14 protein-coding genes are annotated in these 14,835 nt (G+C 34.7%); 8 read left to right on the top strand and 6 right to left on the bottom strand.

Annotation, left to right across the window (positions count from 1 at the left end; genetic code table 11):
- Window positions 1-296: 296 nt before the first annotated feature.
- From ygeW to PKK00_08860, 5 genes are all read right to left on the bottom strand, one after another.
- Window positions 297-1,487, bottom strand: coding sequence for a knotted carbamoyltransferase YgeW (gene ygeW / locus PKK00_08880; GenBank protein HNW98508.1), 1,191 nt, complete (start codon window positions 1,485-1,487; stop codon window positions 297-299).
- A gap of 75 nt (window positions 1,488-1,562) precedes the next feature.
- Window positions 1,563-2,750: a YgeY family selenium metabolism-linked hydrolase gene (locus PKK00_08875; protein HNW98507.1), complete on the bottom strand. Its 1,188-nt coding sequence runs from the start codon at window positions 2,748-2,750 to the stop codon at window positions 1,563-1,565.
- Between the two features lie 5 nt (window positions 2,751-2,755).
- Window positions 2,756-5,059, bottom strand: coding sequence for a xanthine dehydrogenase molybdopterin binding subunit (gene xdhB, locus PKK00_08870; GenBank protein ID HNW98506.1), 2,304 nt, complete (start codon window positions 5,057-5,059; stop codon window positions 2,756-2,758).
- Between the two features lie 39 nt (window positions 5,060-5,098).
- Window positions 5,099-6,574, bottom strand: coding sequence for a xanthine dehydrogenase small subunit (gene xdhA, locus PKK00_08865; protein HNW98505.1), 1,476 nt, complete (start codon window positions 6,572-6,574; stop codon window positions 5,099-5,101).
- A gap of 10 nt (window positions 6,575-6,584) precedes the next feature.
- On the bottom strand, window positions 6,585-7,352 hold the full coding sequence (locus PKK00_08860) for an XdhC/CoxI family protein (GenBank protein HNW98504.1): 768 nt from the start codon (window positions 7,350-7,352) through the stop codon (window positions 6,585-6,587).
- Between the two features lie 99 nt (window positions 7,353-7,451).
- On the opposite strand from PKK00_08860, the gene PKK00_08855 reads away from it, so the two are divergent.
- The 4 genes from PKK00_08855 to PKK00_08840 all read left to right on the top strand — a co-directional run bounded on the left by PKK00_08855 (window position 7,452) and on the right by PKK00_08840 (window position 11,721).
- Window positions 7,452-7,907: a CoA-binding protein gene (locus PKK00_08855; GenBank protein ID HNW98503.1), complete on the top strand. Its 456-nt coding sequence runs from the start codon at window positions 7,452-7,454 to the stop codon at window positions 7,905-7,907.
- A gap of 266 nt (window positions 7,908-8,173) precedes the next feature.
- Window positions 8,174-9,721: an acyl-CoA carboxylase subunit beta gene (locus PKK00_08850; protein ID HNW98502.1), complete on the top strand. Its 1,548-nt coding sequence runs from the start codon at window positions 8,174-8,176 to the stop codon at window positions 9,719-9,721.
- An 11-nt stretch (window positions 9,722-9,732) separates the two neighbouring features.
- Entirely contained in the window at window positions 9,733-10,080 is a 348-nt protein-coding gene (locus PKK00_08845) for an acetyl-CoA carboxylase biotin carboxyl carrier protein subunit (protein ID HNW98501.1), read from the top strand.
- A gap of 102 nt (window positions 10,081-10,182) precedes the next feature.
- On the top strand, window positions 10,183-11,721 hold the full coding sequence (locus PKK00_08840; protein ID HNW98500.1) for a YifB family Mg chelatase-like AAA ATPase: 1,539 nt from the start codon (window positions 10,183-10,185) through the stop codon (window positions 11,719-11,721).
- Window positions 11,722-11,725: 4 nt separating this feature from the next.
- Here PKK00_08840 and PKK00_08835 read toward each other — a convergent pair whose 3' ends face one another.
- Window positions 11,726-12,847 (bottom strand): GNAT family N-acetyltransferase, encoded by a 1,122-nt coding sequence (locus PKK00_08835; protein HNW98499.1) that lies wholly within the window; start codon window positions 12,845-12,847, stop codon window positions 11,726-11,728.
- A gap of 193 nt (window positions 12,848-13,040) precedes the next feature.
- Here PKK00_08835 and trxA (PKK00_08830) point away from each other — a divergent pair, with 193 nt between their 5' ends.
- The 4 genes from trxA (PKK00_08830) to PKK00_08815 all read left to right on the top strand — a co-directional run bounded on the left by trxA (PKK00_08830) (window position 13,041) and on the right by PKK00_08815 (window position 14,823).
- On the top strand, window positions 13,041-13,535 hold the full coding sequence (gene trxA / locus PKK00_08830) for a thioredoxin (protein HNW98498.1): 495 nt from the start codon (window positions 13,041-13,043) through the stop codon (window positions 13,533-13,535).
- 271 nt (window positions 13,536-13,806) lie between these two features.
- Window positions 13,807-14,169, top strand: a complete 363-nt coding sequence (gene trxA, locus PKK00_08825) for a thioredoxin (protein HNW98497.1) — start codon at window positions 13,807-13,809, stop codon at window positions 14,167-14,169.
- A complete protein-coding gene (locus tag PKK00_08820) occupies window positions 14,169-14,450 on the top strand; it encodes a DUF6132 family protein (protein ID HNW98496.1) in 282 nt (93 codons plus the stop codon). Before trxA (PKK00_08825) ends, PKK00_08820 begins: the two co-directional genes overlap by 1 nt.
- Window positions 14,428-14,823 (top strand): OsmC family protein, encoded by a 396-nt coding sequence (locus tag PKK00_08815; protein HNW98495.1) that lies wholly within the window; start codon window positions 14,428-14,430, stop codon window positions 14,821-14,823. Before PKK00_08820 ends, PKK00_08815 begins: the two co-directional genes overlap by 23 nt.
- Window positions 14,824-14,835: the final 12 nt, after the last annotated feature.

Here is a 14,835-nt window from a genome sequence, read left to right as displayed (position 1 = left end):
TATGATCAGATTGATGCATAATAAAATCAATAAATGAATTTTAAACAGTCTCTAAGAATGAAATATTTTTTCATAGAATATTATTTATAACAAAGATAGAAAAATGCAAATGTTCAAATCAAATATATTTTTTAGAATAAAAATTTTGTTAAGTTTTAAGATTTCTCATTTTTCGAAATGACAAAATGCAGATTGATATTGTCATTTCGGGCATTAGCAAGAAATCTATTTTATCTGCATTTTAAAACTTAACGAACTATAAAACTAAAAAGGCTGCTTTAAAGCAGCCTTTTGGATTATTCGATTATTCTTTTTGAATTTTGTTTCTTTAATCGTTCAAGAATTTCAGTTGCGTTTTTAAATTTATTATTGAAAATCATTGAAGCGATGATGTAAGGTTTGTACCCTGCTTCCTTATAAGTTTCGATGCGGTATTTTTCAAACACAGTTGCAGCAACTTCGCCTTCTTTACATGAAACATCAGAAATATCAGCAGGAAGACAGTGCATGTATAACGCTTTTCCATCTTTTGTGAGTTTCATTTTTTCTTCGGTGCATTCCCAGTTTTTGAATTTTGCATTATTGGCAAGGCATTCCTGTTCTAAAACTTTTAATCCTTCTTTATCATTTTTCTGAAGCAGTTGTGTTCTTCTTTCCATAACCTTGTATGGCGCCCAGCTCTTGGGATACACGATGTCGGCATTTTTAAATGCTTCATCCATATTATTTACAACGCGGAAGCTTCCTCCTGTTTCTTTTGCATTTTTTCCGGCAAGTTCAATTACATCGGGAATCAAATCATAACCTTCGGGATAAGCAAGATCGACCTGCATCCCGAAACGGGTCATCAAACCAATGATGCCTTGTGGCACCGACAGCGGTTTTCCGTAGCTTGGTGAATAAGCCCATGTCATTGCAATTTTTTTGCCTTTTAAATTTTCGAGTGAACCGAAATAATTTTTCAGATGTAATAAATCAGCCATCGATTGTGTAGGGTGGTCAATATCGCATTGAAGATTTACAATTCCCGGACGAGCAGGAAGTACGCCCTGTTTGAAGCCATCATCAAGGGCTTCGCCAACTTCAAGCATGTAAGTATGACCAGCACCAAGAAACATATCATCACGAATTCCGATAACATCGGTTAAGAAAGAGATCATATTTGCAGTTTCGCGAACTGTTTCGCCGTGGGCTACTTGCGATTTAGCTTCATCCAGATCCTGAACTTCCAATCCGAGTAAGTTACATGCTGATGCAAATGAAAAGCGTGTACGAGTTGAATTGTCGCGGAAGTTAGAGATTGCCAAACCTGAATCAAAACATTTTGCTGAAATGTTATTGTCGCGCAGATACTTTAAAGCTTCAGCAACTAAAAGGGTTTGCAGCAATTCATCTTTTGTTTTGTCCCATGTTAAAAGAAAATCTTTTTGATAAAGATTTGTTTTCATTTTTTTAATTTCTTCAATAATTTTTTCAAATGATTTCATAATTGATTTTTTAGATGAAATTTATGAATATTTTATGTGTCAATCAGTAAAAATCTGCGTCAATCCGCGTCAACATTATATCATGTAAGCATAAGCAGCGTAAAATGCTGATGCTTTTACCAGATCATCAACCGGGACTTTTTCGTTTGGAGCATGTGCCAATACTTCATTTCCCGGGCCAAATCCGATTAATGGAATTCCATAATACCCATTTATTGTAACACCATTTGTTGAAAATGTCCATTTATCAATAAAAGGTTTTTTATTGAATAAGCCTTCAAATACTTTAACACCGGCAGTTACCACGGGATGTGTTTCTTCAATTTTCCAGGTAGGATAATATTTTTCCATTCCATATTTCATACCGGTATAAGCCTTTTCTTCGTAATACAGAACTTCCACTTTAGCATCCATGCCTTTTACAATTTCTTCAATTTCTGCAACAGCCGATTCTTTGGTTTCTCCCCATGTCAATCTTCTGTCAAGATGAAACTGTGCATAATCAGCAACAGCGCATAAACTGGGGCTTTCCGATTTTATTTCAGAAATGGTAACAGAGCCTTTTCCAAGGAAAGGGTCTGATTTCAAACGTTCATTTAATTTCTCAATTTCAAGCGCAGCGCGGGCTGCCATGTATATTGCATTCTTTCCGCGTTCGGGCGCACTGCCATGACATGATACACCTTTGAACTTCACAACAATTTCCATGCGTCCTCTGTGACCCCTGTAAATATTAAGGTTTGTGGGTTCGGTGCTGATAACGAAATCGGGTTTTATTTTTTCTTCTTCAACAATATATTTCCAGCAAAGCCCGTCGCAGTCTTCCTCCATCACGCTCCCAACAACAAGAAACGTAAGGTCTTTATCAAAACCAAGTTCTTTCAGAATCTTTCCGCTGGTAACAGCAGCAGCCGGACCGCCTTCCTGGTCAACGGTTCCACGGCCATGCACATATCCATCTTTTATTTCTCCGCTAAACGGATCGAAATTCCAATTCTCGATATTACCCACATCAACAGTATCCATATGCCCGTCAATTGCGAGAATGCGTTTGCCCTTTCCAATTCTTCCAATCACATTTCCAAGACCGTCAATTCGCACTTCATCAAATCCTGCTTTTTCCATTTGTCGTTTTAATTCAAGCTGAACATCTTTCTCGTTCATGCTGATTGATTTTATTTTCACCAGTTTCGAAAGATTGTTAGCCGTGTAATACCTGTACTTTTCGGACAGTTCATTAATTTTCAAAAAAATGTCTTTCATAAAATCTATATGTTTTTTAATTTCTCTATGCTCATTAAAATTTGTTCAGCCGTTGCCGGTAAAGAGAATTCAGGTTCTGCTTCATGATTTTTTACTGCTGAGATTGCATCTTTTATTGCAAGCCAAACCGAGAAAGCATGCATGAATGGCGGTTCTCCAACGGCTTTGCTTCTGCGAATCGTTCCTTCATTCGGAACATCTTTTAAAAGCTCAACTCTGAAATCAATTGGAATATCATTCACTGTTGGAATTTTGTAAGTGTCGGGTGAATGTGTGAGAAGATTCCCATTTTTATCCCATTTCAATTCTTCTGTTGTAACCCATCCCATGCCCTGAACAAAACCACCTTCAATCTGGCCAATATCAAGGCCTTCATTCAGCGAATCGCCAACATCATGAATGATATCTGTTCGTAATAATTTATGCTGACCGATTAATACATCAATCTCAACTTCCGAAACCGACATGCCATAAGCAAAATAATAAAACGGAATTCCCTGGCCTTTTTCCCTATCGAAATAAATTCCCGGAGTTCTGTAATAACCAGTGGAACTAAGGCTCACTTGCTTGATGTAAGCGGTATTTACCAGTTCACTAAAAGAAATTTTCTGTTCCGGATTTTCTTTATCGAAAATAAAATTATTTTCAAAAACAATATTTTCTTTTGAAGTTTTTAAAGAATATTTTTTTTCTAATTCTGAAACAGCAACTTCCAAAAGCCTTGATTTTATTGTATCAATAGCATTCTTAACAGCCATACCATTGATGTCGCTTCCTGATGATGCCGCAGTAGGAGAGGTGTTGGGAACTTTGGAAGTGTTGGTTGCATTTACTTTCACTTTATCAGGACTAACGCCTAACTCAGCCGATGCGACCTGTAACATTTTTGTGTGTAAACCCTGTCCCATTTCCGTACCTCCATGATTGACCAATACTGTTCCATCAGTATAGATATTTACCAAAGCACCAGCCTGATTCAAAAATGAAGTGGTGAATGAAATGCCGAATTTCACTGGTGTTAACGCAATTCCTTTTTTAAAAAATTTATTTTTATTATTGAATGCATCAATTTCTTTTCTTCTTTTATAATATGCCGATGATTCGATCAATCTTTCAAACATTGCATAAAGTCTGTTGTTCTCAACTTTTTGTCCGTAGGGTGTATGAAAATTATTTTCGTGTTTATAGAAATTTTTCGAACGGATTTCAGTTGGTTCTTTATGAAGAAAACGAGCAATTTTATCAATTGCATTTTCAATTACAGCCATTCCCTGAGGTCCGCCAAAACCTCTGTAAGCCGTATTCGACGGGAGGTTTGTTTTGTATGCTTTTCCGATTATCTGAACATGTGGAAGAAAATATGAATTGTCAGCATGAAGTGTTGCACGCTCAAGAATAGCCATTGACAAGTCAGTTGCCGCGCCGGCATCTGCATTTAATTCAACTTTGTAAGCAAGAATTTGTCCTTCATCATCAAACCCGATTTCATATTTTGAAAAGTAACGATGACGTTTTCCGGTCATGATTTGATCATCATCCCTGAAGAGGTGAATTTTTACCGGTCGTTTGGTTGCATTGGCAAGCAATGAAGCCCATGCAGCAACATGGTTTCCCTGTGTTTCTTTTCCCCCAAAACCACCACCCATTCTCTTCACTTCCACTTCCACTTCATTTTTTTGTATGCCTAAAACTTCGGCAACAATGGCTTGTGTTTCGGTTGGATTTTGACTCGAAGCATGAACCAATATTTCTTTTCCTTCACCCGGAACGGCAAGAGCAGTCTGTGTTTCAAGGTACCAATGTTCTTGTCCACCTGTTTTTAATTCACCTTTTATAATATGTGGTGATGTTTTGAAAGCCTCGTCAATATTGCCTCTTTCAATTTTCCTGGGTGGAGCAATCAGGTTATTTTTTTCGATTGCAGTTTCAATATCAAGAATTGCATCAAGCGGTTCGTATTCTATTTGAATTAACTTTTCTGCTTCATGCAATGCATTCTCATTCTCAGCAGCAATAAGGGCTACAGCCTGTCCGATAAAGGTTACTTCTTTTTCCGCCAAACATAATTCGTCGTGAACAACTGGTCCCATCTGGTTTTCACCGGGAATATCTTTTGCAGTTAGAATAGCATGAACACCTTTTACCTTTAAAGCTTTTTTAATATTCAGCTTTTTAATTTTAGCATGAGCCTGTTTACTGAAAACAACTTTACCCAACAGCAACTGGTTGTGCAAAGGAATATCATTAACATAAACCGATTCGCCCGTTACGTGTTTTATAGCGCTGTCGTGATGTAAATTGTTATTCATGTTTTGTTGAATTTTAAGTTTTAGAAGGTATATGGTAAACTATATTTCCTTATACCCTATTCCCTCTACCTCTATATCTTTACAAGTTTCAAGATAAAATTTCATCAATATATTCTTAGAAGTGATTTTCCTGTAATCCGCATCAGCTCTTGCATCTGAGATGGGAGCAAATTCTTCTTCGATGATTTTCATTGCTGGCTCAACATTTTCTGTTGACCATTTTTTCCCTTTCAGGAAATTTTCCGCATTGCTTGCACGCTTCGTAAATGCAGCCATTCCACCGTATGCAAGTGTGATTTCAGAAACAAAATCGTTTTCAAGTTCAAGATGGAATGCCCCGCTTACTGTTGATATATCAAGATTTTTTCGTTTCGAAATTTTATATGATTTTATTATTTGTTTTTTATTGGGACGTGGGATGATTATTTCAGTAATGAGTTCATCCGCATTTATATCAGTTTGTCGATATCCTTTTATGAATTCTTCAATTGGAATGATACGTTCGGAATTTTCTGATTCTAATTTTATTTTTGCATGGTAAGCAAACAGTACCGGAAGACTATCGCCAATAGGAGATGCAGAGCCAACATTTCCGCCTATTGTAGCGATGTTTCGAATTTGCAACGAACCAAAAATAGTTAAAATATTTTCAAGTGCAGATAGATTTATTTCTGAATATTTTCTTACCTGTTCCATTGAAAGCCCGGCTCCGAAATAAAAATTATTTTCATCTTCATGAAAATTTTTCAATTCGTTCACATCAGATATATCAATTATTTCCGAAAGCAATTCTTTTTTCTTTGATTGTCGCAAAGCCACATCGGTTGAGCCGTTGATGATAATTGCATTGGAATTTTCTTTTTTCAAACGCAATGCTTCACTGAGCATAAATGGTTTGTGATATGTTTGTTTTTTTGATTTGAATGTTAACGTTTTTTGTTCACTTTTGATTTTTGAAATCAATGAAATGATTTCATTTTCTTTTTCTGTGAAATGGTCAAAACAATTATTGACACAGGCTTTTCTGGCGGCATCAATAATTGGTTTGTAACCTGTGCAGCGACATAAATTTCCGGTAAGTGCATCTTTGATGATTTCATCAGAAGGATTATTTGCGTTTTTGTACAATGCAAATAGCGACATCACAATTCCCGGAGTACAGTATCCACACTGACTTCCATTTGTTTCAACCATCAACTGCTGAACCGGGTGAAGCATTTTTTCGCCATGGATAACTTGTGCTAAATTTTCAACTGTTATCAATTGTTTTCCATGAATCATCGGAAGAAAAAGCAGACAAGAATCAATTGCTTTGTAATGCAGTTTTCCATTTTCTAAATGAGCAACAACAACAGTGCAAGCACCGCAATCGCCTTCAGCACAGCCTTCTTTAACACCTTTATGATTGGGAAGAGAACGTAAATAATTTAAGACTGTCGTGGAAGGAATTATATTTTCTTTACGAAAGTCAAGTTCTTTTAATTCTCCGTCGAGAATAAATTTTAATAATGCCATAATATCTTGATTATACTTTTGAAGTATTTCTTACATCAATAAGTTTTGCAATAATGCTAACTGCAATTTCCTGGGGTGTTTCGGCAGCGAAAGGAATTCCGATAGGCATATCAATTTTTTCGATTTCACTTTTGGAAATAATTTTTTCTTTTAAAAGATTTTTCTTAATAATTTCTACTTTTCTTCTGCTGCCTATCATTCCAACGTAAGCGTGAGGCTTAACAACTACACGTTTCAGAATTTCTTCATCGTACTCATGTTTGGGAGTTACAATTACGATGAACGTATTTTTATCAAATTCCGTTTCTTTAATTGCTTTGAAATAATCTTTACAAATACAATTGCATCCTTCAAATTCATTGTTGTTAAAAATTCCTTCACGTGAATCAAAAACGGTAATGTTAAAATCAAGTTCTTTTGCAAACCTAACTACAGCTTTACCAATATGACCGGCTCCGAAGATGTAAAGCTTTTTTAAAATATTTAATGGTTCAATGTAAACCTCCATTGTACCGCCGCATTTCATCTTAAGGTCTTCTTCAAGCTTGTAGCGCTTTATTTCAGGCTTTCCGGATTTGATAATATGAATGGCTTGTTCAATCACATCTTTCTCAATACTGCCGCCACCAACTGTTCCTATGATGGTTTTATCTTCGAGAACAATCATTTTTGCACCCGTTTTGCCAGGGGTTGAACCGGAGGTGGAAACAACAACACATAAAGCTATTTTTTTCCCTTCACTTCTAAGCTCTTCTGTTTTTTTGTAGATAGTCTGCATAATTTTATGATAAAAGGATTGCTAAGATAATTCAAAATGTAGCGTTTTCGACCTTTTTTTATAAAATTTAAATTCGTTATTTTGTTAAAATTTTATTTTATGATTGCACTGAAAGAAATAGAGGATTATCTGTCGAATAAGGATATGGCAGTAATAGGCGCATCAACTGACAGAAAGAAATTTGGTAATATTGTTTTGCGATTTCTGAAAAAAAGAGGATTTAATGTATATCCGGTAAATCCGCGTGTGAATGAGATTGAAGGAGAAAAGTGTTTTACTGAAATTAAGGATGTACCGGCAAAAGTTAAAGCTGCTATTTTCATTACAAAGCCAGAGGTCACAGAAAAAATAATTGAAAATGTTATTTCAGGAAAAACAATAACTCATATTTGGTTGCAACCCGGTTCAGAAAATGAAAATGCAATTGACAAAGCAAAACAGAATGGACTTAATATAATTTGCAATGAATGTATAATGATGTTTGTAAAACAACCAGGTTTCCCTCATAGTGTTCATCGTTTTTTTAAAAAGACTTTCGGAGAATATCCTCAATAAAAAACAAAATCATATTTACATTAAATGAATATGATTAACAATTTTTAACATAGACTTTAGAATAAATAAATTATAAATTAGTCTATAAAAATATCATTTTGGGAATAATTAATTTGTATTTTTGATATATTAAAAATTGATTGTTGAAAACACGATGACAATCAAAAAAATATTTAGAAAAAAAATGATTTAATTTGAACTTTTTGCGGTTAAAAATAATAGCAAAAAAACATAATTAAATAACTGTATAACAAATACTTAGGTTTATGTCTCTTAAACAGAAAACCATTGATCTGAAAAGAAGAATGCAGGAAGCCATTCAGGGTGGAGGAGCCAAAGCTATTGAGAAACAAGTAGCTATGGGTAAAATGACCGCCCGTGAACGTATTATTGCTTTACTCGATCCAAACTCTTTTCAAGAATATGATTTATTTGTTGAACATTCTGCAAAGGATTTCGACATGGATAAAAAACACCTTCCCGGCGACGGTGTAATAACAGGAACAGGAACAATAAACGGGTACCCGGTTTGTATCTATGCTCAGGATTTTACTGTGGCCGGTGGTTCACTTGGTTTTATGCATGCGCGTAAAATAACCAAGATTATGGATCATGCCATGAACCTGAAAATTCCTTTAATAGGAATTAATGACTCAGGTGGTGCACGTATACAAGAAGGTGTTAACTCGCTTGCAGGTTATGGTGATATATTTTACCGTAATACAATTGCTTCTGGTGTTATCCCTCAGATTTCGGTTATTCTTGGGCCTTGTGCAGGTGGAGCAGTATACTCTCCCGCTTTAACCGATTTTGTTTTTGTGGTGGATAAAATTTCAAAGATGTTTATCACCGGACCTGAAGTAATTAAAACAGTTTTAGGTGAAGAAATATCAATGGAGGCTCTTGGCGGTGCTCGTGTTCATTCTGAAATTACCGGTAATGCTCATTTCTTTGCCGAAAGTGAAGATGAATGTGTGGAGCAAATAAAAAAACTGGTATCCTTCATTCCTTGGAACAATACTAAGAAAGCAGAACCTTTCCCAAAGAAAACACCGAATACCAAGCAATTTAAAATTGAAGAAATATTTCCTTCAGATGCCCGTCAGCCATATGATGTAAGAAATGTGATCAAATCAATTGCTGATGATTCTGATTTCTTTGAAGTACAGGCATTATTTGCTCAGAATATTGTAATTGGCTTTGGCCGTTTGAACGGACAGACCGTTGGTTTTGTTGCCAATCAACCGTTGGTCTTAGCGGGAGTTCTTGATGTGGATTCTTCTGATAAAGCTGCACGTTTCATAAGATATTGCGATGCTTTCAATATTCCTTTGGTTACATTAGTTGATTTACCTGGGTATTTACCCGGTATTGATCAGGAACATGCCGGTGTTATTCGTCATGGAGCTAAAATTCTTTATGCATATTCAGAAGCTACAGTTCCTAAAATGACGGTTATTCTAAGAAAAGCATATGGCGGAGGCTACATTGCAATGTGTTCACGTCACCTTAGAGCTGATTTTGTTTTTGCATGGCCTACTGCTGAAATAGCTGTAATGGGACCTGAAGGCGCTGCTAATATTATTTTCCGTCAGGAAATTTCTGAGGCAGAAAATCCTGAAGAAATGCGTAAACAAAAAGTAGCAGAATACAAGAAAAAATTTGCAAATCCATATGTGGCCGCAGCTTACGGATATATTGATGCCGTAATCGATCCTAATGAAACCAGGAGGTTCCTGATACATGCTATTGAGGTTTCATCACAAAAAGCTGAAAATAGTCCATCAAAGAAACACGGAATTCCTCCATTTTAATTATTTGAATCATGGAAAACGAAAAAGATACAAAAGAAGAAAAAGAAGTAAAACCAGATTTTCAGAAATTTGTTCTGGAAGCGGATACTTATAAAACATTGCTTTCAAAAAAATACCTTTCACGCAAAAAATTTGAAGAAAGAGATTGGGGAGCAATAAAATCATTTATTCCGGGTACAATAATTACTGTTGAAGTTAAGGAAAAACAAAAAGTAAATGTTGGAGAAAGATTATTAGTACTGGAAGCAATGAAAATGCATAATATAATAACTTCACCGATAAAAGGCACTGTAAAAAAAATACATGTCAAAGCCGGCGATAAGGTTGCAAATCATCAATTATTGGTTGAGATAAGATAATTTGTACAAATAATTTATTTCATAAAGCTGCTATTTTCTGGCAGCTTTTTTTGTGTTTGTTATTTTAAAAAATATTGTTTTAATTTTACAAAAAAATATTTTATGCTTGTAAAGACTTTTGGCGGATGTGTTCATGGTGTAAATGCTACAACTATTACTGTTGAGGTAAATATGGATAACGGTATTCAGTTTTTTATTGTGGGTTTGCCCGATAATGCAGTTAAAGAAAGTCATCATAGAATTGAAGCCGCATTAAAAAATATCGGTCATAAAATTCCCGGAAAAAAAATTACCATAAATATGGCGCCGGCCGATATCCGCAAAGAAGGTTCGGCATACGATTTAACAATTGCTATTGGAATACTTGCTGCTTCAGAACAAATGGAAGCACAAGGAATTGAAAAATATATTATCATGGGCGAGCTTTCATTGGATGGAAGTTTGCAACCTATCAAAGGTGCTTTACCTATTGCAATTCAAGCGGCAAAGGAAGGGTTTGAAGGTTTTATCCTTCCGTTAGCAAATGCTAAAGAAGCTGCTATTGTAAACGATTTGAAAGTTTACGGAGTTGAAAATATAAGGCAGGTGATGGATTTTTTTAATGGCGACAATGAAATTCAACAAACAATTGTTGATATAAAAAGCGAATTTTATTCCCGGCTGAATGAATATGAATTTGATTTTGCTGATGTAAAAGGACAGGAAAATATTAAACGGGCTTTGGAGATTGCTGCTGCCGGCGGGCATAATGTTATTATGATTGGTCCTCCGGGTGCAGGAAAAACTATGTTGGCAAAAAGGCTTCCTTCAATTCTTCCGCCTTTAAATATAGAAGAAGCATTAGAGACAACAAAAATTCATTCAGTGGTAGGGAAGCTTGCAAAAAACTCTTCACTTATTTCTGTTCGTCCGTTTCGTTCGCCGCATCATACAATCAGCGATATTGCATTAGTTGGCGGAGGCTCTAACCCGCAACCGGGAGAAATTTCATTATCACATAACGGTGTTTTATTTTTAGATGAATTACCTGAATTTAAAAGAACAGTTCTTGAAGTATTACGTCAGCCGCTTGAAGAACGCAATGTTACAATTTCCCGTTCTAAATACAGCGTGGAATATCCTGCAAGTTTTATGCTTGTGGCATCGATGAATCCTTGTCCTTGCGGTTATTATAATCATCCCGAAAAGGATTGTGTATGTTCGCCAGGTGTTGTACAAAAATATTTGAATAAAATTTCCGGACCACTCCTCGACCGCATTGATATTCATGTTGAGGTTACACCTGTCCCGTTTAAAGAACTTTCGGCAGTACGTGAATCAGAGCGCAGCGAAGCTATTCGTTCCCGCGTGGTTAAGGCAAGACAAGTGCAGGAAAACCGATATAAAAAAATGGATGGCATTTATTGCAATTCTCAAATCACAAGTAAAATGCTAAGAACGATTTGTAAAATTGATGATGCCGGACAAACACTTTTGAAAACGGCAATGGACAGGTTAAGCCTATCTGCGCGTGCATACGACCGTATATTAAAAGTAGCCCGTACTATAGCTGATATGGAAAGCAGTGAGAATATAAAAACAGAACACCTTGCTGAAGCTATTCATTATCGCAGCCTTGACAGGGAAAATTGGGCCGGGTAAAGAATTAAATATTTTTCTGGTATATCCGGTATCTTTTGTATAACATACCACCAAGCTTTTCAATTTCAGCACGCATTTTATAATTGGTTTCAAGAATAAGATGGGTGTCAATTACCTCAATACCGCGTGTTCTGGCCGATTCAATAATTTTTGAACCCAGCAGAACATCAAATCCTATTCCCCTGTATTCCTCTTTTACTGCACCAAGTAAAAGATTGAGTTGTTTTGTATGCCTTGCTGAAGATAAAATTTTAAGAAAGCCGAATGGAAATATTTTCCCTTTTGTTTTAATAATTCCCTGGTTCATATCGGGCATTGCAATGATAAAAGCAATCACGTTATTTTTTGCATCTAAAACAACTTTTACAAACGCAGGATCAAGTATAGGTAAGTAACGGTTAGCGAATTCACGCATTTCTTTTTCATCCAGGGGAATAAAACCATAAAGATTTTTGTAGGTTTCATTAACTAACCTGAAAAGCGGAACAATATATTTGCGCATGCTTAATCGTGTTTGAAAATCGAGCATTTGCAACTTGTTATTTTTTAAAATGCGAATCAGGATTTTATTATATAAGTCTGGAGTTTCTTTAGGAATGGGAAGTTTATAAGAAACGCAATCAATTTCTTTTTTGTAACCTTCTTTCTCAACCAAATCAATCATATAGGGAAAATTATAATTGGTTGCAATAACAGGCATATTCTCAAATCCTTCAATCATTAAACCCTGAGGGTCTTTATCGGAAAAACCAAAAGGCCCGATCATTTTATTCATGCCTTTTTCTTTAGCCCAGTCCTCAACATATTTTATTAATGCATGTGATATTTCAGAATTATTTTCGCTTTCAAGATAAAAGAAACGTCCGGTTTTAGAATGATACGTTTCATTATAATGACGATTGATAATACCCATTATTCTTCCGACAATCTTATTGTTACTATATGCCAATAACAGCAAGATGTCATTGGTAAGCATGTTCTTATTTTTTTTTGGGTTCAGAAAAGTAAATTCATCGCAGTAAATAGGAGGTACCCAGTTCTTATGATCTTTGTGTAATTGAGCAGGATAAAAAATAAATTTTTTTAAATCAGCCTTAGTTTCTACTGTTCTTATTTCTATATTCATTCATTTGCTTTATAATACAAATTTATAAAATCAATTCATTATTCAAAATAGATACAACAGATGTATTAATTGTATGTTATACATGTAGATATATAAATAATTAAATTAAATTAACAAAATATATTCAAATGTGTTATGCTTGATTCATTAACTTCGCATCAGGAAAAGTATTAATTATAAAAAGAAAAGATTTATGAAAATTCGTTTAATGATTATTTTATCCGCTTTTATTTTATTAATATCATGTGGAGGAAAAGCACATAATGAAGAAAAAAAAGTTGTTTCAAAAAGTATTGATACAATCAATAACCCTTCAGTTGAAATTAAAAAAGAAAATATCAAAAATATTGATAGCTCAACAAAAAAAGTGAAAGAAGTTATTCATTTGACGGATGGTAATTTTGATGCAGAAATCAGTAGTGGTTTGGTATTGGTTGATTTCTGGGCTACATGGTGCAGACCTTGCCGTATGCAGGCTCCAATACTTGAAGAAATTAATAAGGAAATGAATGGTAAAATAAAAATAGCAAAACTCGACATTGATAAAAACAGGATTACAACTGACAGATTTGGTGTTATGAGTATCCCGACAATGATATTATTTAAAAACGGGAAAATGGTAAATAAATTTATTGGTTATACTGAAAAGGATGTTTTGATTGATGCGATAAATAAAACGTTAAAATAATTTTTATACCGATACGGAACAGATTTGCATTTTCCTTATTTTGTTCCTATCGGCATAACTCGTTCTAATCAAATTTGCTTTTGCATTCTTGATAAGAACAAGTATATATAACCAGATATAAATTCAATATGACCATTTATAGGTAAAACGTAGCAAAATATTAAATAACATTAAATAATTTGGGTTAATATTATTTTATTTACAAGTGAAAAGAACAGGAACACATACACAGCTTATAATTTAATAAATATAAATATTAAAAAAAGACATTATGGAACATTTAACGAAAGAAACTTTTAAGCAAAAAGTTTTTGATTATGAAACAAATAGTAAATGGAATTTTTTAGGTGATAAACCTTGTATGATTGACTTTTACGCCGACTGGTGTGGTCCATGCAAGATGGTTGCACCTGTTCTGGAAGAACTTTCGGAATTGTACAAAGATAAAGTGGATATTTATAAAATAGATACAGAAGCAGAACAGGAATTATCGGCTATATTTGGTATCAGAAGTATTCCTTCGATTTTATTTTGTCCGAAAAATGGTGAGCCGCAAATGATAATGGGAGCTATGCCGAAAGATACATTTATACAGGCAATCAACGAAGTGCTGTTTGCAAATAAAGAAGCCTGATGAATAATTCAGAAGAAAGTAAAAATAAATTTTGCTCTTTTGCAAAAAATAATATTTCAGGAATAATTGGAATTATTCTGGGAATTGTAGCAGGATATATTTATTATTCAACTGTAGGCTGCACTTCCGGTTCCTGTCCGATTAAAAGTAATCCATGGTTAACCATGCTATGGGGTGCGATAATGGGTTATTTGATTTCAGGAATTTTTTCTGCAAAATCATATAAGTGTAATGTAAATAATAAAACTTGTAATAACCATGAAAATCGAAGTAACATTTGAAGGAAATAAAAAAGTAAATGCCAATATAAATGGGCATATCGTAAAAACCGATCAACCTGTAACAGGTGGAGGAGAAGGAACTGCACCAACTCCATTTGAATTATTCCTTGCTTCGCTGGCAACATGTGCAGGGATTTATGTAAAAGGGTTCTGCGACCAGCGCGGTATCTCTGCTGAAAATATTCATTTGTTCCAGGATATGGAATATGATCCTGCAACACAGATGGTGAAAAAAATAAATATCGATATACAGGTTCCTGCCGATTTTCCTGAAAAATATAAAGAAGCTTTAATTAATGTTGCCTCTTTATGTAAAGTAAAAAAACATATACAGCAGCCACCTGAATTTAGTGTTTTTACATCAGTAAAATAAAATATTTCGGAA

The organism is Bacteroidales bacterium (assembly GCA_035353855.1).
Classification (GTDB): domain Bacteria; phylum Bacteroidota; class Bacteroidia; order Bacteroidales; family CG2-30-32-10; genus DAOQAK01.
Note: the sequence above shows the minus strand (reverse complement) of the source record. Positions and strands in the feature narration are given on the sequence as shown.

Excerpts from the sequence above, each read along its gene's own strand:
- ygeW (HNW98508.1), bottom strand. The coding sequence starts at position 1,487 with ATGAAATCATTTGAAAAAATTATTGAAGAAATTAAAAAAATGAAAACA.
- PKK00_08875 (HNW98507.1), bottom strand. The coding sequence starts at position 2,750 with ATGAAAGACATTTTTTTGAAAATTAATGAACTGTCCGAAAAGTACAGG.
- xdhB (HNW98506.1), bottom strand. The coding sequence starts at position 5,059 with ATGAATAACAATTTACATCACGACAGCGCTATAAAACACGTAACGGGC.
- xdhA (HNW98505.1), bottom strand. The coding sequence starts at position 6,574 with ATGGCATTATTAAAATTTATTCTCGACGGAGAATTAAAAGAACTTGAC.
- PKK00_08860 (HNW98504.1), bottom strand. The coding sequence starts at position 7,352 with ATGCAGACTATCTACAAAAAAACAGAAGAGCTTAGAAGTGAAGGGAAA.
- PKK00_08855 (HNW98503.1), top strand. The coding sequence starts at position 7,452 with ATGATTGCACTGAAAGAAATAGAGGATTATCTGTCGAATAAGGATATG.
- PKK00_08850 (HNW98502.1), top strand. The coding sequence starts at position 8,174 with ATGTCTCTTAAACAGAAAACCATTGATCTGAAAAGAAGAATGCAGGAA.
- PKK00_08845 (HNW98501.1), top strand. The coding sequence starts at position 9,733 with ATGGAAAACGAAAAAGATACAAAAGAAGAAAAAGAAGTAAAACCAGAT.
- PKK00_08840 (HNW98500.1), top strand. The coding sequence starts at position 10,183 with ATGCTTGTAAAGACTTTTGGCGGATGTGTTCATGGTGTAAATGCTACA.
- PKK00_08835 (HNW98499.1), bottom strand. The coding sequence starts at position 12,847 with ATGAATATAGAAATAAGAACAGTAGAAACTAAGGCTGATTTAAAAAAA.
- trxA (HNW98498.1), top strand. The coding sequence starts at position 13,041 with ATGAAAATTCGTTTAATGATTATTTTATCCGCTTTTATTTTATTAATA.
- trxA (HNW98497.1), top strand. The coding sequence starts at position 13,807 with ATGGAACATTTAACGAAAGAAACTTTTAAGCAAAAAGTTTTTGATTAT.
- PKK00_08820 (HNW98496.1), top strand. The coding sequence starts at position 14,169 with ATGAATAATTCAGAAGAAAGTAAAAATAAATTTTGCTCTTTTGCAAAA.
- PKK00_08815 (HNW98495.1), top strand. The coding sequence starts at position 14,428 with ATGAAAATCGAAGTAACATTTGAAGGAAATAAAAAAGTAAATGCCAAT.